Consider the following 26,884-nt stretch of genomic DNA (forward strand, 5'->3'; position numbering starts at 1 on the left):
GCGTAGTGGACTTTCACCACCTAGTTATCGCCCATGCTGGGCGCACCACAAAAAGAGCCGCGCAAACGCGCGGCCCTTCAATACTCATCGAACTAAAATTATTTCTTACGAAGATTTACAGTTGTCGTATGCTTGCAATGCGGGCAGCAAGCCTTACCGCCGCCGGCATCACAGCCAATGCAGCCACCGGTTTTATGTGCCTTGATGACCTGCTTGGATGCCAAATACACACAACCAACAATAATCAGACCAATAATCCAGGTTGCCATACGAAACACCTCTTTTTATTTTGCATCAATGCTCATAACAGTCTCTTTATCATACTTTTTAGCAGGACGGAAGAGCAGATACAGGAACGCAATCAGGAAAACAACAGCCACGCCGGTACCGAAGCTGAACGCTTCACCGCCGACAAATACTCTGCCGAACTGGTAAACCATCAGGCAGATGCTGTAAGCATACAGGTTTTGGAAGAGGATAGTTGCCCAGGTCCATTTCTTGCTGTTCATCTCCTGGCTCATAGTGGAAATCGCTGCCAGGCAGGGAGAATCCAGCAGGTTGAACACCAGGAAGGAGAACGCTGCAACAGCACTCGGGAAGAACGCCATAACAGCAGTCCACAAATCAGGCTCATCCTCAGCTGCATCAGCCAAACCGGAGAGAATAGCCATCGTGCTGACGATAGACTCCTTAGCCACAAAGCCGGAGAAGGCAGCAGCCACAGCCTGCCAGCTGTCAAAGCCCAGAGGAGCAAAGATAGGAGCAAGACCATTACCGATGTAAGCAACAAAGCTCTTTTCGGTATCAACCATAGCAACAGAGCCTTCATCAATACCAAAGCTTGCCAGGAACCACATAACAACGCAGCACAGGAAGATAATAGTACCGGCTTTTTTCAGGAAGCCTGCAACACGCTCCCAGGTATGCAGCAGCACATTCTTGGCAGCAGGCAGATGGTACGGCGGCAGCTCCATAACGAACGGAGCAGGATCGCCGGCAAACAGCTCAGTCTTTTTCAGAATGATGCAGGCAGTAATAACAGCGAAGAAGCCGACAAAGTACATAATCGGCGCCATGTACCAGTCACCGCCCATAATAGCGCCGGAGAGCAACGCAATAACAGGCAGCTTAGCACCACAGGGGATAAATGTGGTAGTCATGATAGTCAGACGGCGGTCGGTTTCATTTTCAATAGTACGGGAAGCCATAATGCCCGGTACGCCACAGCCTGCAGAAATCAGCAGGGGGATGAAGCTCTTGCCGCTCATACCGAACTGACGGAAGAAACGGTCCATAATGAAGGCTACACGTGCCATATAACCGCAGTCCTCCAAAAAGCTCAGCAGCAGGAAGACAATAGCCATCTGCGGAGCAAAACCGATTGGTGCGCCAATGCCGCCGATAATACCGTCAACAACAAGAGATACCAGCCAATCCTCACATTCGGCAGCCTCCATGTGCTCCTGCACCCAAGGCTGAATCCATTCGCCGAACAATGTATCATTGGTAAAGTCAGTTACAACAGTACCGATAGTTTCTACAGCAATGTAGTAAACGAGGAACATGATAATCGCGAAAATCGGCAGAGCCAGGAAACGGTTCGTTACAATGCTGTCGATTTTATCGGAAATTGTCAGACCGGTGTGGCCTTTGACAACTGCATTGCTCATCAGCTCGCCAATGTAGTTATAACGCTCGTTGGTAATAATGCTTTCGGAATCATCATCCAGTGCTTCCTCGCAGGCTGCAACGATTTCTTCAATTTTAGCCTGCTCACCCTCGCTCAGGCCCAAAGCATCAGCAATTTTCTTATCACGTTCAAACAGTTTTACCAGAAGCCAGCGCTCGCTAATACCATGAACCTTATTGCCTGCTTCGCGGGCAATCGCAGTCAGAGCATCCTCAACCTCGCTGCAGAAGCGCATATATTTCGGTGCAGCACCGCCGACAGCTTTAATTGCTTTTTCGGCAGCCTCACCGGTGCCTTCACCCTGCAGTGCGGAGGTTTCCACAATCTCGCAGCCCAACTCGGCAGCCAGCTTAGCGGTATCAATCTTATCGCCGTTCTTGCGGACGATATCAATCATGTTCAAAGCAATAGTTACAGGATAACCCATCTCCATAACCTGAGTAGTCAGGTACAGGTTACGTTCGATGTTAGAGCCGTCAACCAGATTCAGTACGCCGTCAACATCATTTTGCAGCAGATAGTTACGGGAAACAACCTCCTCCAAAGTGTACGGAGACAAGGAATAAATACCGGGCAGGTCGGTAATAATTACATCATCATGACCTTTAAGGCCGCCTTCTTTTTTCTCTACAGTTACGCCGGGCCAGTTACCAACATATTGGTTGGAACCGGTCAAATCATTAAACATTGTTGTTTTGCCGCAGTTAGGGTTACCAATCAGGGCAATCTTGATCTGTTTCATCTTTTCCCTCCAAATTATTCTACAACGATGTGTTCAGCCTCGCCGTTACGCAGTGACAGCTCATAGCCACGTACTGTTACCTCCACCGGATCTCCCAGCGGTGCAACCTTGCGTACGAATACGCTCACACCCTTAGTCACGCCCATATCCATAATACGTCTTTTTACCGCACCCTCGCCAACGAGCTTGGCAACGGTAACTGTTTCACCAACAGGAACTTCTTTTAATGTTTTCATAACATCCTCCACTTGCATCAGATAAATATTTTGGCTGCCATCTGCTTGCTCAGGGCAATGCGGGCATCCTTCACATTGACGATAAGATTACCGTCAATTTCAGAAATAACAGTAACAGCTGAGCCTTCTACAAAGCCCAGGTTAGCCAGAAAGCGTTTGATTTCATCCTTGCCGCGAACAGCGCTGATTTTGTTAGTCTCGCCGCGACGGGCCATTAATAAAGGCATCATAATTCCCTCCAAAGAATTTGTTAGCAGATACTAACTTGATACGATTTTTTTAGTAGTTAGGCATTCCTAACTACTATTGAAAGTTTACGTCAGCTATAAAATTTTGTCAAGCATTTTTTGTTAAATCCTACGCTAATTTACAAAAATAGTTAGCTTATGCTGTCATGTTTACAAAAAATTATCGGCTGACTTTATAGTCAGCCGATGTAAACCAAATCAGCATATTAGCTATAGCTTTTTTATTATATCTTTTTGTAGAGAATGCGGATAGAATTCAGCACGCACAGCAGCGATACACCGGTATCCGCAAAGACTGCCGCCCACATGGAAGCATAGCCCATAAGGCCTGCAATCATAATGATAACCTTCACTGCCAGAGCGAAAATTACGTTCTGCCAGGCAATCGCACCGGTTGCACGCGCAATAGCAATCGCCTGCGGAATAGCCTTCACTTCGGAATTCATGAAGACAACGTCGGCAGCTTCAATTGCTGCATCTGCGCCGCTGCCCATAGCAGCGCCGGCATCTGCACCAGCCAGTACAGGCGCATCGTTGATACCGTCACCAACGAACATAACCGGACCGTACTTGTTGCGCAACATATTCAGCTCGCTGAGCTTATCCTGCGGCAGCAGCTGAGCGCGTACCTCATCAATGCCTGCTTCCTTCGCCACAGCCTGCGCCTCCTTCTGCGCATCGCCGGTGAGCATAGCAGTTACCAGGCCTTGTGCCTTCAGGGAAGCAATTGCTTCCTTGGCATCTTCCTTCAAGGTATCGTTAATCAGCAGCTGGCCCATGTATAAGCCATTGTCGGCCACAAGCACCTCACTGCCGCTTTCGGTAGGAGTATAGCCGCCATATTCAACGTTAAAGCGTTGCAGCAGCTTGGTATTACCGCACAGAACCTTGCGCGCACCAAAGTACGCAACCAGGCCTTCGCCGGCAATTTCTTCAAACTTATCCGGACGTACAAGCTCAAGCTTTTCAGCCTTGGCAGCCTCTACGATGCTTACGGCAATCGGGTGGGTAGAAACAAGCTCTGCACTTGCACACAGGCGCAGCAGCTCGTCAGCATTCATGCCTTCAGCAGCATTAACCTTCTGCAGTACAAAGTTACCCTTGGTAACGGTACCGGTTTTATCCATAACTACGGCAGCAATATTTTTCAAAGCCTCCATAGCAACGCCGCCCTTAAAGAGAATGCCGTACTTGGAGCCCGCGCCAATGCCGGAGAAGAAGGCCAGCGGCACGCTCAGTACCAGTGCGCAAGGGCAGCTGATAACGAGGAAGGTCAGCGCGGTGTAAATCCATTTATTCCAGTCGCCGGTAATCAGGGACGGAATCACAGCAGTCAGTACTGCGGCAACAACAACAAACGGAGTATAGACACGTGCGAAACGGGTAATGAAGCGGTCGATGGTCGGCTTGCTGGCAGCAGCGTTCTCCACGCTGTCCAGAATGCGGGTTACCATAGACTCTTCCAAAACCTTTTCTACACGGATTTTCAGCATGCCTGAGGTATTCACGCAGCCGGAAACAACCTCATCGCCATATTTGCGTTTTACAGGCACAGGCTCGCCGGTTACCGGAGAGGTATCTACCAGGCTTTCACCGTCGATAACAACGCCGTCCAGAGGAATACGGTCGCCTACGCGTACCAGCAGAATGTCGCCTACATGTGCGTCAGCAGCAGGAATAACCTTCACCTCTTCGCCTACCAGCAGGTTGACAACCTCCGGACGCAGGTCAACAGCGTCCATAATCTGGCCACGGCTCTTTTCTACCGCACGCTGCTCAAAGTATTCGCCCACGCGATAGAAGAACATAACGCCAACAGCCTCTTCCCAAGCCTGAATAGCAAACGCACCCAGGGTTGCAACGGTCATAAGGAAGTTTTCGTCAAACACATTACCTTTAGCAATATTCTTCAAGGCAGTCAGCACAATGCGTCCTCCCAGCAGAACATAGGCAAAAATAAGGAAGTACATATGGTACGCTTCCGGTACCAGTCCCAGCCATTCGGTGATGATGAACACAGCACCGCCCAGTACGATTTCGATAATCGTCTGCTTTTCGCTCAGCTCGGAGAGGATACCGCCAGATTTTTTGCGTTCCTCCAGCTCAGGTGCCAGAGAAGGCTTGCTTTCAGCCTCCAGCAGCACAACGCCCTCTTCTACCTTATCTGTTACAGCCTGCATTTTCTCCAGCAGACCGTTGTAATTCTTAGCACTTACGCGCAGCTTTTTCGTAGTAAAGGTCAGGGTAGCTTCATCAATCTCAGGCATAGCGTTCAGCGCACGTTCAATCTTGGCACCGCAGTTAGCGCAGTCCAGATTCTGCACCAGATATACTCTGCTCTTGCCGCCCAAATTAGGACGACGGTCACGCGGTACTACCACAACGTCGGATTCAATGGAGGTACAGATTTTCTGAATTTCCGGCAGCAAAGCCTCGTGGTCAGCAGCGCTGAGGCGCAGCTGCTTGGTAGCAAAGCTTACGTTGGCATAGGTTACGCCCGGCAGCTCTTTGATTTTGTATTCCATCTTGGCAGCGCAGTTAGCACAGCCAAGGTTTTGCAGAATATATACACGTTTTACCTTATCGGCATCCGGCATCCGGCAGGTGCAATTAGCCAGGCTTTCGCCGCATACATCGCAGTATTCCTCATGCGGATGGCAAATTTCGCAATTACAGTCAGCAGGATGACCGGGAACGTGATGTCCGTGTGCGTGTGCGTGCTCATGGCCGTGGTCATGTCCGCAACCGCATTCATCACCATGTGCATGAGCGTGTTCATGTTCATGTCCGTGGTCATGTCCGCAACCGCATTCGTCGCCGTGTGCATGAGAATGTTCATGTTCATGTTCATGATCGTGTCCGCAACCGCATTCGTCACCGTGTGTGTGAGCGTGTTCGTGCTCGTGGCCGTGTTCGTGTCCGCAACCGCACTCGTCACCATGTGCATGAGAATGTTCATGCTCATGTCCGTGGTCGTGACCGCAGCCACACTCATCGCCATGTGCGTGAGCGTGTTCATGCTCGTAGTCGTGATCGTGTCCGCAACAACACTCGTCACCGTGCGCGTGAGCATGTTCTTCGTGCTCATGCTCATTACCACAGCAGCAGTCATCACCATGCTCATGGGAATGCTCTTCATGTTCATGTTCATGTTCATGTTCATGCTCGTGTCCGCAACCGCAGGCATCACCATGAGTATGCTTGGGCACATGTCCCATAGTTTTGTGATCATGGTCCTTGCCGCAGTGACCGCAGGTGCAGCCTTCCGGATGCTTGCTGTAGTCTTCTACGCTATTGATATGGCCGTCGATGTGTCTGAAAGCTCGTACATCGCCGGCACCGTTACGGATATCCTCTAAATCTTGCTTCATTATATCTACCACCTTTCTTTTCAGGTTGTCTCACTACTCATATGAGTATTCATTCATATATTGTGTAAAAAATAATAGGAAAGGTGACAGCACCTTTCAGTAAATTCTTTGATACCTATATTATAACACAAATAACGTATGAGTCAATACTCACCTGTGAAATTAGTGATAAAAATTCCTAAGAAAAAAATGGGTACAGCATTCGCCGTACCCACTATAAAAATTGATGGAGAAAATTACTTTCAAAGAAGCTCTATGCTTACGCATATCGCTTCAAGCCTACATTAGTCAAACAGGTGGCAGGCAACCCAATGACCGTGCTCAACCTCTTTCAGCTCAGGCTTAACCTGCACGCAATGCTCGGTGCAGTGCTCGCAGCGGCTGGCAAAGGGGCATCCTGGCGGCAGGTCCAGCGGACTCGGGATTTCGCCTTCCAAAGGCTGAATCTTTTCGCCCGGCTTGAAGTCTACCTTAAATACAGCACCCATAAGTGCCTTGGTGTACGGATGCTTGCAGCTTTCAGCAATACGTCCGTGCTCCAGCCATTCTACTACGTTACCAAGGTACATTACCGCAACCTGGTGGCACATCAAATCTACCAAGCCAAGGTCATGGGCAATGAACAGGTAAGTAATATTCTTTTCTTTTTGAATGCGGCACAACAGCTCGCAGATTTTTTCCTGTACGGAAACGTCCAGCGCACTGGTTGCTTCGTCGCAAACAATAATCTTCGGTTCCAGTGCCAAAGCGCGGGCAATGCCCAGACGTTGACGCTGACCACCGGACATGCTGTGCGGATAGCGATCCTTGAATTCAGCAGGCAGCTCAACCATTTCTAGCAGCTCTGCTGCTTTGGCATCTACCTCGCTGTTTTTAATCAGGCCGTAGTTTTTTAAAGGCTCGGTGAGGATATCCTTAACGAGCATCTTCGGGTTGAAGGCAGCAGTAGGATCCTGGAAGACCATCTGAATGTGCTTTCTGTCCTGACGCAGCTGTTCACCCTTGGACTGCATCAAATCATGGCCTTCGAAAATAGCTTCACCGCTGGTAGCAGGGTGAATACGCAGCAGAGTACGCACCAGGGTACTCTTGCCGCAGCCGGATTCACCGATAATGCCCAAGGTACGGCCTTCATATGCACGCAAGTTGATATCGTTGCAGGCAGTCAGGAACTTGCCGCCATCAACCGGGAATTTTTTGGTAAGGTGGTTAATTTCCAGTACCAGTTTAGTACGCTCATAGGCCGGTTTTTCATTATTGCTCATAATATGTATTACCTCCTATGATAGGAACTGCCTTCAGCAGCTGTTTTGTATATTCATCCTGCGGATTAGCGATAACGTCCTCACGCTTGCCATATTCCACAACATGACCGCCCTTCATAACCATCAGCTTGTTGGATACATAGGAAGCAACGCCCAGGTTATGGGTAACCATGATAACAGCTACACCATATTCGTCGCGGATATCAACAATCTGGCGGATAATCTGAGCCTGAGTAGTTACGTCCAGCGCACTGGTAGGTTCGTCGGCCAGAAGGATTTTCGGGCTGAAAATCATAGCCATAGCAATACCTACACGCTGACGCATACCACCGGACAGCTCAAACGGATAGCTGTTCATGATATTTTCCGGATTCGGCAGGCGCACGTTAGTCAGCATATCACAGCACATCTTGTAAGCCTGGTCCTTGGACTTGTCCGGCTGGTGAGCCTGAACATAGTCAATGAACTGCTGACCGATGCGGCGGATAGGATTAATCATGTTGCCACTGTCCTGGAAAATCATGGACATCTCACTGCCATACATTTTGCGCCATTCATCGGGAGTATTTTGCAATACATCCTTGCCGTCAAAGATGATGCTGCCGCGGCTAACGCGGCCAGCACCGGGCAGGCAACCCATAATAGCGCGGATAACGGTGGTTTTGCCACTGCCGGACTCGCCAACTATGGACATAATCTCGCCCTTATCCAATTCTAAGCTGGCACCGGTTACGGTGAGCTTGTCACCGTAGCTGATGTCTAAATCTTTTACTTCAAGTAGCATTAAGCGTTACCTTCTTTGTAAATTATTAGTTAGCAGATTTGATATCTTTGGTCAGCCAGTAGTAATCGCAAGGCAGGATTTCTGCGTTAGCAATGGATTTGTTGGAAACCATGTTGGTTTGCGGATGACCGAATACCAGAGAAGCTGCATCGTCGAGGATAACTTTTTGCATTTCGATAACCAGCTCACGACGTTTAGCCGGGTCAAATTCTACGCCCAGTTTATCGGACAGTGCGTCGAATTTCGGATTGCTGTAACCGGAACCGTTCTGCTCTTGACCGGTCTTCAGGTACATGTTCATGAATACTTCAGGATCGCCGGCTTGCAGAGTCAGTACGTTGGAAATCAGCAGGTCATAATCACCTTTACGGCCGATACCATCCAGTACGTTGTAGTCAACGTTCTTCAGGTTAACTTTAATGCCGACTTTCTTAGCGTCAGCCTGGGTAGCTTCTGCATACAGAGGCAACTCAGCACGGCCGCTGTAGAATACGAAGTTCAGTTCCAGGTTCTTGCCGTCTTTATCAACAAAGCCGTCGCCGTTGGTATCTTTCCAGCCGGCTTCAGCAAGCAGCTTTTTAGCACTTTCAACATTGTATTGGTTTTTGTCGTATTTGTACAGTTCATCATAACCGTAGTCAACAGAAGGCGGCAGATACGGACCACCGGGAACGAAGGTGTCTTTCAGCAAAACCTTGTTGTAGGTTACACGGTCCAGGGAACGCAGCAGAGCTTCGCGGACTTTGATATCGCCAAGCGGTTTATCCGGACGTACATTCAGACGAGCGAGTACGTCACGCAGAGAAGCGATGTTGGAGATGTTGTATTTATTTTTGTCTTTGAACAGCTGCAGGTCGCCTGCTGCAATGTTGATAGCGAAGTCGATTTCACCTTTTTGCAGAGCCATAGCACGGGTGTTAGGATCGTCGATGGTCAGGATATCAACCTCTTTGAACGGAACAGCGCCATCCCAGTATTTTTCGTTTCTAACCATTTCAGCTTTAGCTTTGCTGTAGGATTTTACTGCATAAGGACCGGTGCAGATAGCGCCTTGTTTTGCAGTATCACGGTCTTTAATAGTTTGAGTATCAACGATGATGAACAGAGGGTCACCAAGCATACCGGGCAGAGTCGGTACCGGAGTCTTGGTTTTGATAATTACGTTTTGGCCTTCACCTTTGATGGATTCATATTCGAACATGGATTTTGCACGAGCTGCTTTTTCAAAGGTACGTTGGATAGAAGCTGCTGCCAGCTCGCCGGTCAGTTTAGTGCCGTTGGAGAAGCAAGCCTTATCGTTGATGTGGAAGGTCCAGGTCAGTTTATCATCGGAAATAGACCATTTATCAGCCAGCCAAGGAACAGCATTCATTTTTTTATCGAATTTAACCAGGCATTCGCCCAGGCCGTAACGCATTACAACCCAACCAAAGTAGTTATCGGTAGTTTCCAGGGAGTCAGCGAAGTTGGTAACACCAAATTTTACAACTTCCTTGTGCTCAGCTTTTTTGTCGCCGCCACAGCCTGCTGCTGCAAATGCCAGTAAACCGATCATAGCCGCTGCTGCGGTAGCTTTAAACATTTTTTTCATTAGTCATCTCTCCATTTCATATACTCATTTAAACCGGCAGACTTCTGCCGGATATCAAAAACTAAGGCAAAAATAATTAATCCTGTACGTCATTACGCGGGTCAAGCACATCACGCAGATTATCGCCCCAAAGGTTGAAAATCATAACGGTAACAAAGATTGCCAGACCGGGGAAGAACATCAGCCACGGTGCAGTCTGCAGCTGCTGACGGCCTTCATTCAGCATCAGGCCCCATTCAGGAGCAGGCGGCTGGCTGCCGAAGCCAAGGAAGGACAAACCTGCAAGCTCCATCATCAGAGCACCGATATCTGCAGCTGCGGTAATAACCATCATCGGCAGAATATTAGGCAGGATATGTACCCACAGAATGTGCGGCGAGGTACCGCCGTTAACGATTGCTGCTTCTACATAGTCACGACGTTTAATCTGCAGTACCAGGCTGCGGGATAAACGCGCATATTTTGTCCAGCTTACAATCGTCAGCGCGATTACAGCGTTGACAAGGCTGCCACCCATAATACCGGCAACAGCGATAGCCAGAATCATGCCAGGGAAAGAAATCATCATATCGGAGATACGCATGATAACCATATCAACTTTACCGCCGAAATAACCGGAAATAACACCCATAGAAGTACCAACGATAAATACGCTGGCTACCAGGAACAATACACCGCTCAGGGAAGCACGCGCACCATAAAGCACACGGCTGAAGCAGTCACGGCCCAGCTTATCTGTGCCGAACAGATGGCCTCCGCCAGGTGCCATGAAAGCATCCTGCATTGTTGCATGAGTCGGATCATACGGAGCAAGGACAGGTGCCGCAAAAGCAATAGCAATCAACACCAATACCAGAACTGAGGTTACGGCAAAAGCACGGTTGGTTTTAAAACCATTAATAATTGTTTCCATCTGCTCTTACCTTACCTTTCTCAGACGCGGATCAAGATAGTTGTAAGAGATATCAACAATGAGGTTGATAACCATATACATCAACGCAATCCACACAACAACACCTTGTACCAGCTGGAAGTCACGGTAGGTAATTGCTTCAATTGCCAGACGGCCAAGGCCAGGCCATTGGAAAACAATCTCGATAACCGCAGCACCACCCAGAAGGTTACCTAAAGACAGACCTAAAAGCGTAATCAGCGGCAGCAGAGCGTTCGGAAGAACCTCTTTCCACAGAATATGGCTTTCACTCATACCACGCGCACGTGCACCGACAACATAGTCCTGATGCAGTTCTTCCAGAATAGCAGCACGCACCTGACGTGTGTACTTGGAAGACATTGCAAAGGCCAACGTTGCCGCAGGCAGGATAATCGTGTCAACACCAATCGTACCGCCAACAATAGGCAACAGGTCAAGTTGCAGACCAAAAATCCACAGCAGCATCAAGCCAACCCAGAAGCCGGGCATTGATACGCCAAGGAAAGTAAAGCTGCGTACTACATAGTCAAACCAGCCACCACGTTTAACTGCGGAATAAATGCCGGCAGGAATAGATACCACCAACATCATTGCAACGGAGGCCAGAGACAATAAGATAGTACCGGGCAGACGCTCGAACAGCTCCTCAACAACAGGCTTTTTAGCCATGAAGGAGAAACCGAGGTTGCCATGCAGCGCACGGCCCAACCAATCCAAATATTGGAAGAAGAAGGGCTTGTCAAGACCTAATTCTGCACGCAGTGCATCAATTTCAGCCTGACTAACAATAATATCCTCGTTACCTGCAATCATCTGACGAGCTACATCGCCAGGGGCCAGCATTACCAAAGCAAAAGTAATAAAGCTGATACCCAGCAGAACAAGGATGATCTGACCCAAACGGGACAGAAGCTGCTTTTTCGTCAAAGCACATCATCTCCATCAAAAAAATTACCCTTCCTGCAAAATGAGCGCAGAAAGGGTACATACTTACAATGTGCACAATTGTAATTACATATATCTCCGTCGCTAGCAGGAATATATCAACTGAGGAAATCAACCTGACTTAGCCTTTCGGCCTCACAGTGGCTTGACCGCTACGGATTTGCACCGTATTCCGATTATTACCTGCATAGGCAGGCACCTCAGAAGAGTATAAATTTGAAAAAGGTCTTTATATCGGCAAAAAGAAATAAGCTAACACTTATAGATTTATAATAACACTAATTCTCATTATTTGCAACAAATTTGTTACAAAGGTGTTGCTTATGCAAATTCTCTTCTCAAAGAAGACAAATAGAATAAAAGTATTATTGACTGAGACAGCATGAAGCCCAGCAAGGCCAGCCACAGTCCGCTGTTGCCCCAAACAGGCACCAGCTGCCACTGCATAAAGTAAAACACTAAGAGTGCCATCAGCATCATGTTGCGTACCGGTGCAGTTTGGGTAGCGCCGCAGAAAACTCCGTAAAGCACCATGCCGATGCCGGCGCAGACAGGATAGAATAAAACGAAAACATTGTAGGTCATAGCCATCGCTACCACCTCTTCAATATTGGTGAACAGGCGGATGAAGAATTCATTGCCCAAGTGATAGCCGAGCATCAGAATTGCGGCCAGCACTACCAGCCATTTAAAGGTCATTTTTATGGTAGCGGCAAACAGCTTGCCGTTCTTAGCACCTACCGCACGGCCGCTGAAAATCGCCGCGCCGTTCGCCATACCGTCAATCAGGTAGCTCATAATATCCTTGAGCTGCAGCAGTACAGCGTTTGCTGCCAGCACCACAGTGCCGAAGGAAGCACCGACCGCCGCAATAATGTTGTTTACAGTCAGCAGGCAGGCTGTCCTGATCATCAGATTGACATTCACCTGCAGCATGCCGATAAACTCACGCCAGTCAAGCAGCTCGCTCCAAGGCAACGCCTTGTAATCAAAATCGCCGTAATAGTACATCAGTACTACACTCAGGATGCCGCCGTAAAGCTGGCTGAGCAAGGTAGCAAAAGCCACGCCTGTAATATCCATGTGCAGCCAGAAAACAAACCAGATACTCAGCGCCATGTTCAGCACATTCATGGAAACCTGCATAAACACGCTGGCCCGCACCCGCGTCTGCCCCATAAGCCAGCCAAGGGCCACATAGTTGCCCAAAACCAGCGGTGCGCCCCAGATAAGGATGTAATAATAATCACGGCATAGCTCGTTGACCTCCGGTGCAGCGCCAATCATGGCCAGATACAGCTCCAAAATCGGCTTCTGGAAAAGAATGCAGCAGGCACTGATCAGCATGGCCAGTACCAAAGGCTTAAAAAAGGCGAGCATACCAAGTCTTTTATCGGCAGCGCCAAAGGCCTGTGCCGCATAACCGGTAGTACTCACACGTAAAAAACCAAATAACCAATATAAATTGTTGAACAAGATAGCGCCCAGGGAAACTGCAGCGATATATTTAGGATCCGGAAGCTGGCCCATAACGGCTGTATTTACCGCACCCATTAAAGGCTGCGTCATTGTAGACAGCATAAACGGTACTGTCAGCCCCAAGTATTCCTTATCAGTCAGCAGGCTCACTTTATCTATCTCCCTTGTTTAATTGCAACTTAAATTTATTTTAAAAATTATCTTGTGTGAATAGCTTATCATATGTTATAATTTATTGCAAGCACAAAAATAGCATTTGGCAAAAATTTTTCTTTGATTTTTGCCAATCTTAATAATAAAGAATAAATTATATGCCAATGCTTTATTTTTTTAGCTTTCGGTTAGCACATGCTAATGGTAAAATTATTATAAAAAGTATGAGAAATATATCAAAGGAGTGAGCACATGTCTGACACACTAAAAGTATGTGGACTGACGATTGAACGTGGTGCTAAACTGCGCACGTATCTGCCGGTTCCGGACACCAATGTAAAAATCCCTCTGACTATTATCAACGGTGAAAAAGATGGCCCCACCCTACTTATTACCGCAGGCATCCACGGCGGCGAATACCCCGGTATTGCTGCGGCAATGGAGCTTGGCCGCGACATTGAGCCCGAGCACGTAGCAGGCTGCCTGATTATGATGCATCCGGTAAATATCCAAGGCTTCTGGGCTCGCCGCGAAATGATTGTGCCCGAAGATGGCAAAAACCTGAACCGTGTTTTCCCCGGTGACCCCATGGGAACGCTTGCCGATAAAACTGCATATCTAATCAGCAATAACTTCTTCTCTATTGCCGATTTTTATGTAGACATGCACAGCGGCGATATCCACGAAAGTCTGCATCCCTACGTTTATTATCCCGGTCAGCCTACCCCTGAGGTAGAAAAGAAATCCCGCTCTGTAGCACGCGTACTCGATATGGAATATATGGTACGCTCTTTAGCAACCGGCGGTGCCTATAACTACGCCGCCAGCACCGGACTTCCTTCTATTTTAATTGAACGCGGCGGTGCCGGCCTCTGCCTGCACGAGGATATTGAAGCCTACAAGGATGATATCCGCAACATCCTGCGCAAGCTGAAAATGTTCTCCCTGCCTGTAAAGCCACGCCATCACTCTCCGCGCGATGTAGAAAACCTTATTTATCTGGAAGCGTTGGAAACAGGCTGCTGGCTGCACCATATCCACAGCGGCGATTTTGTTGAAGAAGGCCAGGTTTTGGGACGCATCACCGACGTTTTCGGCAATACGCTGACAACCTATTACGCAGAGCAGACAGGCGTAATCCTTTACGTCTGCCCGGCACTGGCATCTCCCAAGGGCACCATTCTTGTAGCCTATGGCACCATCAAGGAATTTGATGACGAAGAATAAAATTTGCTCTATGGCCTTTATCGATTAGCCATAGGTACCCTCCTGCTTAAGTTAGCACTTAATCTCTATGCAGGAAATTTTTCTCTGAAAACTGTAAAATATTTTGCAAAAACCGCTTGACAAAGCCTTTGCTAACCGCTTATAATTCAGATAATCTCTTTGCACTGCAATTTAGCTACAGTACAAACTGATCAGGCGGTAAACCTTCTTCCGGGTTTTTGCAGCCGGGCCCTCTGGGCAGCAGACTTTGACGCAACGTCTGCGGGACAGTTAACTACTATCTCGCAGGCGTTTTTTGTATGTCAAAGGCCTGCACAAATGCAAAGACCACTTTAGGAGGTTTTAGTATGAAATTTGAAAACGATGCTGAAAGAATCGCTATGATTGTTTCCATCAACAGTATTATCGGTAATCTGCTTTTATCATTGGGCAAGCTGATTGCCGGTTTCGTTGCCCAATCCGCTGCCATGGTTTCCGACGGTATCCACTCCGCGTCCGATGTTTTCGGTACCCTCATTGTTATGGCCGGCGTAAAATTTTCCAACAAGGCTTCGGATGAAGAGCATCCCTACGGCCACGAACGTATTGAATGTATTGCCGCCATTCTTTTGGCAATAATCCTGACAATTATCGCCTTGCTCATCGGCTACAGCGGCTACGAAAAAATCGTAGGCGACCCGGCTGAGCTGGAGATTCCCGGACAGCTTGCTCTGTGGGCAGCAATCATTTCCATCGTTGCCAAGGAAGCAATGTTCTGGTATACCCGCAACGCTGCGCAAAAAATCAATTCCGGCGCACTGATGGCGGAAGCATGGCATCATCGCAGTGACGCAATGAGCTCCGTCGGCGCTTTCATCGGTATTTTGGGCGCACGCATGGGCTATCCCATTTTAGACCCAATCGCCAGCTTAGTAATCTGCGTGATGATTTTATATGCTGCCTATGAAGTTTTCAAGGATTCTATGGATAAGATGGTTGACCGCAGCTGTGATGAGGAAACAGCAACCGCTATGGAAGAGCTTGTTTCCCGCGTTCCCGGCGTAGAGCATCTCGACAGTCTGCACAGCCGTCTTTTCGGCAGCCGTATTTATGTTGATATTGAAATCAGCGTCAAGGATAACCTTACCCTACTGCAGGCACATCACATTGCCGAAATGGTCCACACTGCTGTTGAAGCCAACTTCCCGCTGGTAAAGCATTGCATGGTCCATGTCAATCCTTTGAGTGAAGACAGCCATGAAGCCTGCACTATGCTGCCGCCGGATTTACGTCCACATGACCTGCATAATTAAACAAAAATTACTTAATTCATGTAATAAGTTTTTTAAAGATTTTTTGATATACCCTCTTGACAATCCCTAGAAAGGGGGTATATAATTTAGGCAACTAATGAGTAACTGCTCATATGAGTAGTTAATTTAATAAATTATATTGGAGGTATCTGCTAATGAAAAAGATGTTATTTATCCTTGTCAGCATGCTGTGCCTGCTTTTATCAGCCGGCTGCGGCAGCGACAAACAGACAGCGCAAGCACCCGCTTCCGACAAGGTACTGCGTGTGGCAACATCACCTGCTTCTCCGCCCTTTGAGCTTTATCTCAAGGAGCAAAATAAATTTACCGGCTTTGATATCGATTTAATCAACGATGTAGCTAAAAAAATGGGTTATGACAGAGTTGAATTTATCAACACCCCGTTCGACGAACTTCTGCCCGGCCTTAACCACAAGAAATATGATATCGCCATGAACAACTTCAGTAAAACCAAAGCGCGTACCATTGACTATGCTGCAAGTGATTCCTATGCCAAGGCTGCTTTCTCTATCGTTGCCAAAAAAGGCAGCAACCTCACAGCAGATATCGACAGCATGAACGGCCGTAAGGTTGCCATCAAAAAAGGTGCTTCTGCTGTGCGTGTAGCAAAATCCTTCCCCGGCAGCATCATTGTTGAATATCCGGAAAACGCCAGTGCTTTACATGCAGTAGAAACAGGCGAAGCAGACTACGCTATCTGCGGTAACCTCACTACTGCTTTCTATATGACTCACACAGATGACGACAATTGCCTGCAGGTTGTAGGCCATTCCGAACGCCAGGATGACCTTGTTGTCTATGCCGAAAAAGGTAATGAAGAGCTGATTAAAAAATTCAACGTTGCTTTGAGCGACTATAAAAAGAGCGGCGAATACAAACGACTCATCAACTTCTACTTCGGCGATATCGAAAAACAATCCTAAAACACCCCTAACTCAGCTAAAAGCTAACAGCTTATATATATCACACCCCTTACAATACTCTTTTTATAATACTCCTATAATACTCCTTATCAGCCGGCATCCCCTAACGCCGGCGAACAAACACTCAACTCATCAAAAGCAGAAAAGCCTTGCAGTAAGTCCAAGCTGCAAGGCTTTTTTGCTGTATTTTTATATTTAGTTTAATCCTCCGGATGCAGCTTAATGCAGGACGCACGCACCGCCCTGTGCCAGCCGCGCAGCAGATGATTGCGCTTTTCTTCATCCATATCGGGCATAAAGGTCTGCTCAATAACGTGATTACCCTTAATCATTTCCTTGTTATCCCAATAGCCTACTGCCAGGCCTGCAAGATAAGCAGCGCCCATAGCAGTTGTTTCAATACAGCTCGGGCGTTCTACCTTAACGTTGATAATATCTGCCTGCGTCTGCATCAGGAAGCTATTGGCGCAGGCACCGCCGTCAACCTGCAGCGAGCTCAGCTTAATACCGCTGTCCTCCTCCATAGCCTTCAGTACATCGTACACCTGATAGGCAATGGCTTCGAGCGTTGCACGCACAATGTGATTACGGTTAACGCCGCGCGTCAAGCCTACAATCGCACCGCGCGCATATTGGTTCCAATGCGGAGCACCCAAGCCTACAAAAGCAGGAACCATGTAGCAACCGTTGGAATCAGGCACAGATTTCGCCATAGCCTCGGATTCGGCGGCATTGCGAATCAGGCCCAGCTCATCACGCAGCCATTGGATAGCAGCGCCGGCAACGAAAATAGAGCCTTCAAGTGCATATTCTACCTTGCCGTCTACACCCCAGGCAATAGTCGTAACAAGACCGTTTTTGCTGTCTACAGGCTTTTCGCCGGTATTCATCAGCATAAAACCGCCCGTACCATAGGTATTTTTTGCTTCGCCTGGTGCAAAACAGGTCTGTCCGAACAGCGCACATTGCTGATCACCTGCAGCGCCGGCGATAGGAATAGAAGCCTCAAACAGCTTGGCATCGGTGGAACCGTATACGCAGCTGGAAGGCTTAACCTCCGGCAGCATCTGGCGCGGAATTCCCAAAACAGTAAGTATTTCTTCATCCCACTGCAGAGTATGAATATTAAACATCAATGTACGGGAAGCATTGGAATAATCCGTAACATGAACCTTACCGCCGGTCAGCTTCCAGATAATCCAGCTGTCAATAGTACCGAACAGCAGCTGGCCTGCTTCCGCACGCTCGCGTGCATGAGGCACGTTTTCCAGAATCCAGTGCAGCTTGGTGCCGGAGAAATAAGCATCCAGAACCAGGCCTGTCTTTTCGCGGAACATATTGGCATAACCACGGATTTTCAGCAGGTCACAGTATTCCGCGGTACGACGGCACTGCCAGACAATCGCCTTGCAGATAGGACGACCGGTGTTCTTGTCCCAGACAACGGTAGTTTCGCGTTGGTTCGTAATACCGATACCGGCAATATCAGCCGGAGTAACATCCAGCTTGCTCATTGCCTCGTACATCAGGCCTACCTGGGTTGCCCAGATTTCCTCGGCATCGTGCTCCACCCAGCCTGCCTGCGGATAATACTGCGTAAACTCCTTTTGTGCTACGCTGCAGATTTCGCCATGCTGGTCAAACAAAATACAGCGGCAGCTGGTAGTTCCCAAATCCAGCGCCATGATATATTTATTATTCATGCTTTCACGACCTTTCCTTGATATTTTTAGTATAACACAAAACATAAGGAGCCGCCACTTTCGTAGCAGCTCCTGAAAAAGCATATTTAATTATGTTATGTACGTATGGGAATCCTGATGAAGTATACGGTGCCTTATCACACGTCCGCAGCCTTTCGCCAAAGACGTGGGAGAAGGTGACGGAGACGAAGAAGGGTGACGACGGCGTACTTCTAGTACGTCTAGGAATCCTGATGAAGTATACGGCGCCTTATCGCACGTCTTACAAGTTAGGTAAGAACATTACCAACCCCGGCACATAAGTAACAATCAACAATGCTACTAACAACGCTACGATAAACGGCCAAACTTCCTTGAAGAATTCGCCGAGCGGCGTTTCCGTTATCGCGCATACCGTAAACATCATCGAACCGAATGGTGGCGTCAGACCGCCGATCATAATGTTGACAATGCAGATAATACCGAAGTGTACCGGGTCAACACCCAGCTTAGTTACAACAGGAACCAGCAGCGGAGCCAGAATAATCAGCGCAGCGCCGCCTTCCAGGAACATACCCAGAATCAGCAGCAGGATATTTACCAGCATCAGCATCATGTACGGATTGCGGGTAAAGTCAAGCATTGCGGAGGTGATATGCTGCGGAATACGCTCCCAGTTCAGATAATAGCCAAAGAAAGAAGCTGCTACGATAATCAGTACAACGGAGCTGGTACCGTAAATAGTTTCTTTCATAATCGGCCATGCGTATTCCCACTTCAGCTCCTTGTAAATGAAGGCACCTACCAGGATGCAATATACTACAGCTACAGCGCCTGCCTCGGACGGAGTGAACATACCCATACGCAGGCCGGCGATAATACCGAAGGGGAACAGCAGCGCCCAGATAGATTCCTTAAGCTGAGTCATAATTTCACCGAAGGTAGCAGCCTTTTCACGTGAAGGCTTGTAGCCACGCTTTTTGGAAACAATCGCTACAACAATCATCATGGAGACTGCCATGAGAATGCCAGGCACATAGCCTGCCATAAACATTTTGGTTACGGATACGCTGGCAATCAGCGCATAAATAATCAGGTTAATTCCGGGAGGAATTACAGGCGTACTTGCGGAGGACGCAGCTGTTACCGCAGCACTGAAGGCTCTGCCGTAACCGCGCTTTTCCATTTCCGGAACAAGCATTTTACTCTGCATAGCAGCGTCAGCATTAGCACTGCCGGAAACGCCGCCCATCAAAAGACTGAGCAGTACGTTAACCTGAGCCAGGCCGCCGGTCATGTGTCCCATGAGTACGTCGGTAAATTTCATCAGCTTATCGCTGATACCGGCATAGTTCATGATGGAGCCTGCCATAATAAAGAAGGGAATTGCCAGCAGCGGGAAGGACTGCGTGCTGGTAATAATGCGTTGGAATACCAAATGTGCAGGAGAAGTCGCATCCAGGAAGGTAAAGTAGGAAATCGTTGCACCGAACAGCGCATAAGCGATAGGAATACTGGAAAAATAAAGGACAAAGACAATGATGACGGGCAAATAAGCCATTATTTTTCCTCCTTTCCGGAACCGGCAAGATCCTGCCAGACAAATTTAATAGAATACGCGGTCATGAGTACAAAAGCAATCAGTACAGATGCACTGATATAAACAGAAGAAATACCCAGTACCGGTGTCATTTTCGTATAGGATTTGGAAATATAGATGATAGAAAGATAAGACATGTAGCCATTGAGCGCTACAAGAATAATATCGGTAATCAGGCCAACAGCCTTCTGCATAGCCTGGGGCATTTTTTTAACGATAATATCAACGCCAACGTGACCGCGATGCTTGAATACAGCGACAGCGCCAATGAATACCGACCAGACAAAGCAGCCGGTAGCAACCTCTTCGGACCAAACCAGGCCGGAGTTAAAAACGTAACGCAGAACAATATTGATAACAACAAGAATAGTGGTGATGCTGATGAAAAATGCAGCAACTAAATCTTCCAGATTATTTAGCACGAAGCTCAGGTTTTTACCCAAAATTTTACCTCCATTTTTTATAGTAATACTTATGCAAAGGAAGGAGCTGTCACGCTGCATGCAGCGTGGTAGCTCCTTAGTGTTTCATTATGACTGTTAAAGAATATCTACAGCTTATTTTGCAGCGCGGATTTTTGCCAGCTCAGCTTTCAGCTTTTCATAGATGCCAGGAGTTGCGCCTTCTTTTTCTTCCATCTGTTTGAATACAGGCTCGGTAGCTTTTTCGAAAGCAGCATGGTCAACATCGTTGAATTTAACGCCCTTGCTTTCCAGTTCCTTATAAACCTTGTTATAGGATTCGGTGGAAATCTTGGTCATTTCTTTACCGCCATAAGCAAATTCTTCAGCAACGATCTTCTGATCTTCCGGAGACAGGCTGTTGAATACTTTGGTGGAAATGTATACGCCGCAGGTACCCAGGAAATGCTTGGTGGTAGCTACGTTTTTAACGTGCTCATAGCATTTGGTACCGATATTGGTGAATTCGGAGCCTTCCAAACCGTCTACAACGCCTTGGGAAACGCCGGACAGAGTTTCGGAGAACGGCAGGCTAGTAGCGGTAGCGCCCATAGCATTGATGGTGTCAATGAACAGCTTGCTGCCGGGAGTACGCAGTTTCAAGCCTTTCATATCTTCAGGTTTGGTAATAACTTTGTTGGTCATAACATTACGGAAGCCAAAGATGTAGTCCAGAGCCAGAACCTTAATGCCTTTTTCTTCAGCCTTCTTTTCCATATCCTTAACCAACGGAGTTTCAATCATCTTCTCATATTCGTCATAGGATTGATACAGCATCGGACCAACCAGCGGTTTGAAGTCAGGTACATAGTCGCCCAGGTAAGACGGATCTTCTACAGAAATAAAGTTAGCACCGTTAGCAACCTGCTCCAGGCCATCCTTGTAGCAAGCCAGCTGGTTTTGACCAAAGCATTGAATTTCTACACGGCCATTGGTTTTCTTGTTAATACGTTCAGCAACCAATTCCATGGATTTGTACAGCTGCTCATCGGGAGAAAATACATGGCTCAGCTTCAAAACAACCTTTTTGTCAGAACCTGCAGCCTTTTCATCTTTTTTGTCAGAACCGCCGCAACCGGTAAGAGCCAACATCATTACAGACATTAACAGAAGAGCTACGATCTTTTTCATGTTCATCCTCCTAAATCCCTTGTTGAATTTTGTTGAAATTTGTTATTATAGAGATTCCCGTTTTGAATCTGATACCATATTAACAGAGTGACACAAAATTGTCAATAATTTTACGCATTTTTACTAAAGCCTCATGTAATCTTACTTTTGGCCGTTTTTTATCCCTATTGGTCTTATTTTGTCCCACTTGTTTTTTACCTTTTCTTGTGCTAATATATTGTTGAATATTGTTGAAAAAGTCTAAGGAGGAATAGAAATGGTTCAAATTTTTGCGCACCGCGGCTTCAGCGGCTATTATCCTGAAAATACAATGCTTGCTTTTCAAAAGGTAGCAGAAGAAACTGTTGCTGACGGTATTGAATTAGATATCCAGCTTACTAAGGACGGCGAAATCGTCATCATGCATGATGAAAAGCTCGACCGCACTACTAACGGCAGCGGCTGGCTGAAGGATTACACCCTGGATGAGCTGAAAACTCTTTCCGTTGGCGTTAACGTCAAAGGCTTCTTCCACCGCCAAACCATTCCTACTTTACGCGAATATTTTACCTGGCTGAAAACTACCAAGCTGATTACCAACATTGAACTCAAAACCAGTGTTTTTGAATATGAAGGTATCGAAGAAAAGCTCATCGCCATGGTTAAGGAATTCGGTCTCGAAGAACAGATCTGGTATTCCTCCTTTAACCATTACACCATAGCTAAAATCAAAAAGCTGATGCCGGAAGCAAAATGCGGTCTGTTGATGGACACCTGGCTGATGAACGTCGGCGCTTACGCCGCCTCCCAAGGCGCTGCAACCGTAAACGCCTGCAGCTTCTTCTGCTGCAAGGAAGGCGTTGCTGCTGATCTGCACGCGCACAACGTAGGCCTGCAGGCCTGGACTCCTAATGACGCTGAGCTGATGCAGGAGCTGGTTGATGCCGGTGTTGACGTTCTGATTACCAATTATCCTGACATTGCCGCAAAGGTTTTAGGCAGATAATTTATATCAGCCACCTGATACATAATTAAATTAGAAAGGATTGTGTTTATGCCTAAGAAGGTTACCCTGAAGGATATTGCTGCCAAGGCAGGTCTTTCGCCTGCCAGCGTATCGATGATTCTCAACAGACGCAGCATTGACCGCTTCAATGCCGAAACTGTGGAGCAGGTTTTCGCCATCGCTGCTGAGCTTGGCTACAAAAGCAGTAAGGAAAAAGCATATGCCCTCGTTAGACCATCGGACACATTAATCATCATTATCTGTCCTTCTGTATTCAATCCTTTCTATACAACTATTATCCAGGGTATTGAAATCGTTGCCCGTAAGCAAGGCTTTGTCACTTCTGTCCGCACTACCTATTGGGATACGGATACTGAAAAGTTTATTATGGAGCAGGCACGCAAATTCAATGTCGCCGGCGTTATCTTTGCCATGATTCCCCAACAGCCACAGTTAGCGTACAACCTAAGTAAGTATCTGCCTGTTGTTGCTATTGGTGACAGACGCAGTGACCTGGAGCTTGCCACTGTCGATATGAACAACTTCACTGCAGGCCAGCTAATCGGTAAGCATCTTATGGATTTGGGCCACAAGCAGGTTGCCTATCTTTCGACAACGCTCAACGACCAACACACCTCGCGTGTGCGTCGCTGCCAGGGCCTGGAGGCTGCCTGCCAGGAAGCAGGTGCCAAGCTTGCCCTCTTCACTAAGGAAATCACCCCTGACTACGAGCTTTCGCACGTTGACGTAGAGTACAGCACAGGCTATGAGCTTGCCAACCGCTGCCTTGATACAGTTCCGGAAACAACGGCCATGGTCGCTATCAACGATATGGTTGCCTACGGCGCCTACAATGCTATCATCGACAGGGGCTTGCGTATTCCGGAAGATATCAGCCTTTGCGGCTTCGATAATATTTTCCCCTCGCATCTACGCGGAGTCAGCCTGACAACTATCGATAATTCTCTCACAGAATGCGGTAAAAGCGCCTTTAAGCTGCTGCAGGAGGAAATTGCCAGCTATGAGCACCACGGCAAATTTGAACCTATAACCCATGTAGAATACAAATGCCGCCTTGTTGACCGCGCCAGCAGCGGACCTGCTCCCAAGCGTTGACAATTTCTGCAGGATACTGTAGAATAAAGCCTACATAGTTTCTATGAATTCAAAGAATTGTGCAGGTTATAATCATGAACAACAAATATACAAAAGCACTTAAAGCTGCTTTTCCACTAACGCTGCCAATTTGCGCAGCGTTTCTTTTTTTAGGCATTTCCTATGGCTTTTACATCTGCAGCAAGGGCTTTTCGCCCTGGTACCCATTTTTTACCAGCGCTCTCGTCTTTGCCGGCAGCATGGAATTTGTCCTGGTAACAATGCTGCTTAGTCCATTCAATCCTTTGTACTGCTTTTTTATGGCCTTGATGATTAACTCGCGTCATCTTTTCTATGGTCTTAGCATGCTCGAAAAGTATAAAAATACAGGTCTGAAGAAATTTTATCTGATTTTCGGTATGTGTGATGAATCCTTTGCCATCAACTGTAATACTGTTATTCCTGAAGGCATAGACAAAGGCTGCTTCATGGTCTGCGTAAATCTGCTGAACCAAATTTATTGGGTAGCAGGTGCAACTATCGGCGGTCTCTTGGGCAACAGCCTGCAAATCAACACCAAAGGTCTGGATTTTGCCCTCGTCGCTCTTTTTACAGCAATTTTTGTCAGCCAATGGCAAGCGACAGAAAACCACACTCCTGCTATCCTAGGTATTATCATTCCGCTAGTCTGCCTGGTGCTCATCGGACCGCAAAGCTTTATACCGCCAGCTATGTTGCTTATGCTGCTGGTATTCATCACTGCCTATTACAAAGGAGGCATTAAATCATGAACTTCACCGAACAAATCATAACTATTGCCGCTGTTGTAGCAGGTACGATGCTGACGCGCTTTCTGCCCTTCATCCTGTTTCCGGCCAATAAAAAAACGCCACCTCTGGTAGCGTTTTTAGGCAAAATGCTGCCTGCGGCCGTTATGGGTATGCTTGTTGTCTACTCCCTCAAGGATACGCAAATTATGACCGGCAGCCACGGCCTGCCTGAAGCCATCGCCGTAGCAGTGACAGTTATCCTGCAGGCAACACTGCGCAATCTGCTGCTGACGATAGCAGCAAGCACAATTGGTTACATGCTCCTGGTGCAATATGTGTTTGTGTGAAAATATTATAGCGTTTAAAACAGCGGTAAAAACAGCATCTCAATGTTGTTTTCACCGCTGTTTTAGATTTTACCTATACAATTCTTCCAAGCCTATCAGCTCTACACCTTTAAGCTTTATGTTCTCAAACCCGCTTCTGGAAAAAAATCCATACTTATAGCATAGCATATTACTGCGCTGCACCTGTTCAATTTCTTCTTGAATCATTTGCTGCGTCACAGGTTTCTTTCTGAACTTCGCTTCATAAAAAGCATAGCCCTTAGCATCATACGTTACAATATCAAATTCTCCATTCGTCTTATTAACTGAATCATCATAATAATATCGTCCGATTTTCTCAAATGGCTCCGCCAAAAGACCCTGCTGATTTTTTCCTACCAAATATTGCCTACATACATCCTCAAATATATGCGGTACATAATCCGTCTCAAAATCCTGTTCAATATAACGCTCAAAAAAAACTTCTGGCTCCATTACATTCATCTGTGACATATAACGAAAAATATATTTATAGTAGAACAGGGACAGGTTATCACTAATATAATAGCCTGTTTTTTTCTTATTTTTTTCATCATTAATAGGTGCTATTTTGCTTACAAGTTCCATTTTCATTAATCGCTCCAGCACATCTATTAACGTTGGTCCACTCGAAATATGCGACTGCGCCAAAATATCACTATAACGGAAAAAACCCTTCGCCAGCGTTTCAAAGACCTCATTAGCGTTAGTAATCTTTGCCAGCTCTGAACGCAGATACAGACCAATCTCTGTTTCCAGGCGTGCTCCAGGTGAAGCAATTAAATCAATAATATTTTCTTTTACTGTTTTTTCTGCATCAATCAGGCGATTATAATAAGGTATGCCGCCAAAAACACTATATAAACGTACCTTGTCTTCATCATTAAAGCTACTATAAAAGAGTGCTGAATCACGATAATTCATCGGCTTTAAATCTATAGTCAGACTTACACGACCATAAAGCGGATTCTGCACTAGAAGCAAGGATTTCATTATATCTACATAAGAGCCGCAAATTATCAGCTTTAACTGCGAGCTTTCCTGATATTTATCAACCAAGCCTTGTAAAATACTATCCATGCCCTTGACTGCTTCACGTAGATAGGGATATTCATCTAAAACGAGAATCAGCGGCATATGCTGCGCCTGCTTAAAGAAAAAGTTTAACACTGCTTCAATATTTTTAAAGGCCAACGGAGGAAAATTAAAGGCTTCAGCCAAAAGTTCTGCAAGACTTTCTACATTATTCATCTCTGTTGTTTGCTTACATTCATAATAGATAGATTTTAGGCTACTATCACGCAGACATTGCTTAATCAGTTCACTCTTACCCACTCTTCTGCGACCATATACTAAGGCTAGCTGCTGCTGTTTTCTACTCAACATTTTCTGAAGTTTTTTCTGTTCCTTAACTCTGCCCCAAAAATTCATTTTATTCAGCTCCTTCCGATTCGATTCCTTTCGAATAAAATATATCATAGCTTCGCCTCCTCGTCAACTTTTATTCAGTTCTATCCGAATCACTTACATCAGAATAAAAAACTCTGCTTATTGCTGTTCTTCATTTATGATATTATCAGCAATTTTCTACTATTATATATAGTAGTGGTATATTTTATCTGCTGTACAAAAATAAAACTACCCTCCACCATGCTCTGTCCAACATGACGAAGGGTAGTCTTTTCATTTATATCCTATATATACTGCCAATGTCCCCTAAGCAAATATATACAGAAAGAAGGAATTTGTAAGTGTAAGCATCTTTGAAGCTTTGTGCGTCAGGGCAGCTTCCGCCCCGTCTATAATAATTGTTCTCTATCCAATTTGCGTCTGCTGACCGCTCCCACCAGGGAGCGTTGCAGACATTTTAAGAAAGGTGGTAAGACCTGAGTCT

At 46.8% G+C, this 26,884-nt stretch carries 24 protein-coding genes and 2 riboswitches; of the genes, 8 read left to right on the forward strand and 16 right to left on the reverse strand.

Annotation, left to right across the window (positions count from 1 at the left end; genetic code table 11):
* Positions 1–98 precede the first annotated feature (98 nt).
* The 11 genes from Q0612_RS02325 to Q0612_RS02375 all read right to left on the reverse strand — a co-directional run bounded on the left by Q0612_RS02325 (position 99) and on the right by Q0612_RS02375 (position 13,435).
* The gene (locus Q0612_RS02325) at positions 99–269 is read right to left on the reverse strand and encodes a hypothetical protein (RefSeq protein ID WP_009144802.1); all 171 of its coding nucleotides are present in this window, start codon (positions 267–269) and stop codon (positions 99–101) included.
* 15 nt (positions 270–284) lie between these two features.
* Positions 285–2,432, reverse strand: coding sequence for a ferrous iron transport protein B (feoB, locus tag Q0612_RS02330; protein ID WP_298880271.1), 2,148 nt, complete (start codon positions 2,430–2,432; stop codon positions 285–287).
* Between the two features lie 14 nt (positions 2,433–2,446).
* Complete coding sequence (locus Q0612_RS02335) at positions 2,447–2,668, reverse strand: FeoA family protein (protein ID WP_298880274.1); 222 nt, start codon at positions 2,666–2,668, stop codon at positions 2,447–2,449.
* Between the two features lie 17 nt (positions 2,669–2,685).
* Complete coding sequence (locus tag Q0612_RS02340) at positions 2,686–2,895, reverse strand: FeoA family protein (protein ID WP_363186546.1); 210 nt, start codon at positions 2,893–2,895, stop codon at positions 2,686–2,688.
* Positions 2,896–3,140: 245 nt separating this feature from the next.
* Positions 3,141–5,513, reverse strand: coding sequence for a heavy metal translocating P-type ATPase (locus Q0612_RS02345; RefSeq protein WP_367181681.1), 2,373 nt, complete (start codon positions 5,511–5,513; stop codon positions 3,141–3,143).
* Between the two features lie 1,058 nt (positions 5,514–6,571).
* Complete coding sequence (locus Q0612_RS02350) at positions 6,572–7,552, reverse strand: ABC transporter ATP-binding protein (RefSeq protein ID WP_298880281.1); 981 nt, start codon at positions 7,550–7,552, stop codon at positions 6,572–6,574.
* Entirely contained in the window at positions 7,542–8,336 is a 795-nt protein-coding gene (locus Q0612_RS02355; protein ID WP_298880284.1) for an ABC transporter ATP-binding protein, read from the reverse strand. Before Q0612_RS02355 ends, Q0612_RS02350 begins: the two co-directional genes overlap by 11 nt.
* A gap of 25 nt (positions 8,337–8,361) precedes the next feature.
* Positions 8,362–9,927 (reverse strand): ABC transporter substrate-binding protein, encoded by a 1,566-nt coding sequence (locus Q0612_RS02360; RefSeq protein WP_298880286.1) that lies wholly within the window; start codon positions 9,925–9,927, stop codon positions 8,362–8,364.
* A gap of 76 nt (positions 9,928–10,003) precedes the next feature.
* Positions 10,004–10,840 (reverse strand): nickel transporter permease, encoded by an 837-nt coding sequence (nikC, locus tag Q0612_RS02365; RefSeq protein WP_298880289.1) that lies wholly within the window; start codon positions 10,838–10,840, stop codon positions 10,004–10,006.
* Positions 10,841–10,846: 6 nt separating this feature from the next.
* On the reverse strand, positions 10,847–11,788 hold the full coding sequence (gene nikB / locus Q0612_RS02370) for a nickel ABC transporter permease (RefSeq protein ID WP_293811475.1): 942 nt from the start codon (positions 11,786–11,788) through the stop codon (positions 10,847–10,849).
* A gap of 106 nt (positions 11,789–11,894) precedes the next feature.
* A riboswitch (cobalamin riboswitch) is annotated at positions 11,895–12,024 on the reverse strand.
* Positions 12,025–12,127: 103 nt separating this feature from the next.
* Positions 12,128–13,435, reverse strand: a complete 1,308-nt coding sequence (locus tag Q0612_RS02375) for an MATE family efflux transporter (RefSeq protein ID WP_298880294.1) — start codon at positions 13,433–13,435, stop codon at positions 12,128–12,130.
* 255 nt (positions 13,436–13,690) lie between these two features.
* On the opposite strand from Q0612_RS02375, the gene Q0612_RS02380 reads away from it, so the two are divergent.
* The 3 genes from Q0612_RS02380 (at position 13,691) to Q0612_RS02390 (ending at position 16,901) form a co-directional block, all read left to right on the forward strand.
* Positions 13,691–14,665, forward strand: a complete 975-nt coding sequence (locus Q0612_RS02380) for a M14 family metallopeptidase (RefSeq protein ID WP_298880298.1) — start codon at positions 13,691–13,693, stop codon at positions 14,663–14,665.
* A gap of 177 nt (positions 14,666–14,842) precedes the next feature.
* A riboswitch (NiCo riboswitch) is annotated at positions 14,843–14,937 on the forward strand.
* 75 nt (positions 14,938–15,012) lie between these two features.
* Entirely contained in the window at positions 15,013–15,957 is a 945-nt protein-coding gene (locus Q0612_RS02385; RefSeq protein ID WP_298880300.1) for a cation diffusion facilitator family transporter, read from the forward strand.
* 155 nt (positions 15,958–16,112) lie between these two features.
* The gene (locus Q0612_RS02390) at positions 16,113–16,901 is read left to right on the forward strand and encodes an ABC transporter substrate-binding protein (RefSeq protein ID WP_298880302.1); all 789 of its coding nucleotides are present in this window, start codon (positions 16,113–16,115) and stop codon (positions 16,899–16,901) included.
* Between the two features lie 200 nt (positions 16,902–17,101).
* Here Q0612_RS02390 and glpK read toward each other — a convergent pair whose 3' ends face one another.
* On the reverse strand, positions 17,102–18,604 hold the full coding sequence (gene glpK, locus Q0612_RS02395) for a glycerol kinase GlpK (protein WP_298880304.1): 1,503 nt from the start codon (positions 18,602–18,604) through the stop codon (positions 17,102–17,104).
* Positions 18,605–18,696: 92 nt separating this feature from the next.
* Here glpK and Q0612_RS02400 point away from each other — a divergent pair, with 92 nt between their 5' ends.
* Entirely contained in the window at positions 18,697–18,906 is a 210-nt protein-coding gene (locus Q0612_RS02400; protein WP_298880307.1) for a hypothetical protein, read from the forward strand.
* On the opposite strand, the gene Q0612_RS02405 is transcribed toward Q0612_RS02400, so the two are convergent.
* The 3 genes from Q0612_RS02405 to dctP form a co-directional block, all read right to left on the reverse strand.
* The gene (locus Q0612_RS02405) at positions 18,867–20,144 is read right to left on the reverse strand and encodes a TRAP transporter large permease (protein WP_210684972.1); all 1,278 of its coding nucleotides are present in this window, start codon (positions 20,142–20,144) and stop codon (positions 18,867–18,869) included. The genes Q0612_RS02400 and Q0612_RS02405 overlap by 40 nt on opposite strands.
* Positions 20,144–20,626 carry a TRAP transporter small permease gene (locus tag Q0612_RS02410; RefSeq protein WP_298880311.1) on the reverse strand — a complete coding sequence of 161 codons (483 nt, stop codon included), beginning with the start codon at positions 20,624–20,626 and terminating at the stop codon, positions 20,144–20,146. The genes Q0612_RS02405 and Q0612_RS02410 overlap by 1 nt, the downstream gene beginning before the upstream one ends.
* A 114-nt stretch (positions 20,627–20,740) precedes the next feature.
* Positions 20,741–21,775 (reverse strand): C4-dicarboxylate TRAP transporter substrate-binding protein, encoded by a 1,035-nt coding sequence (gene dctP / locus Q0612_RS02415; RefSeq protein WP_021720451.1) that lies wholly within the window; start codon positions 21,773–21,775, stop codon positions 20,741–20,743.
* 256 nt (positions 21,776–22,031) lie between these two features.
* Here dctP and Q0612_RS02420 point away from each other — a divergent pair, with 256 nt between their 5' ends.
* The 4 genes from Q0612_RS02420 to Q0612_RS02435 all read left to right on the forward strand — a co-directional run bounded on the left by Q0612_RS02420 (position 22,032) and on the right by Q0612_RS02435 (position 24,972).
* A complete protein-coding gene (locus Q0612_RS02420; protein WP_298880315.1) occupies positions 22,032–22,760 on the forward strand; it encodes a glycerophosphodiester phosphodiesterase in 729 nt (242 codons plus the stop codon).
* 48 nt (positions 22,761–22,808) lie between these two features.
* The gene (locus Q0612_RS02425) at positions 22,809–23,876 is read left to right on the forward strand and encodes a LacI family DNA-binding transcriptional regulator (protein WP_298880319.1); all 1,068 of its coding nucleotides are present in this window, start codon (positions 22,809–22,811) and stop codon (positions 23,874–23,876) included.
* 74 nt (positions 23,877–23,950) lie between these two features.
* The gene (locus tag Q0612_RS02430; RefSeq protein WP_298880322.1) at positions 23,951–24,646 is read left to right on the forward strand and encodes an AzlC family ABC transporter permease; all 696 of its coding nucleotides are present in this window, start codon (positions 23,951–23,953) and stop codon (positions 24,644–24,646) included.
* The gene (locus tag Q0612_RS02435) at positions 24,643–24,972 is read left to right on the forward strand and encodes a branched-chain amino acid transporter permease (protein WP_298880324.1); all 330 of its coding nucleotides are present in this window, start codon (positions 24,643–24,645) and stop codon (positions 24,970–24,972) included. The genes Q0612_RS02430 and Q0612_RS02435 overlap by 4 nt, the downstream gene beginning before the upstream one ends.
* A gap of 69 nt (positions 24,973–25,041) precedes the next feature.
* On the opposite strand, the gene Q0612_RS02440 is transcribed toward Q0612_RS02435, so the two are convergent.
* Entirely contained in the window at positions 25,042–26,421 is a 1,380-nt protein-coding gene (locus Q0612_RS02440; protein ID WP_298880327.1) for an ATP-binding protein, read from the reverse strand.
* Between the last annotated feature and the right edge of the window lie 463 nt (positions 26,422–26,884).

The organism is uncultured Phascolarctobacterium sp. (assembly GCF_937920985.1).
Taxonomy (GTDB): Bacteria; Bacillota; Negativicutes; order Acidaminococcales; family Acidaminococcaceae; genus Phascolarctobacterium_A.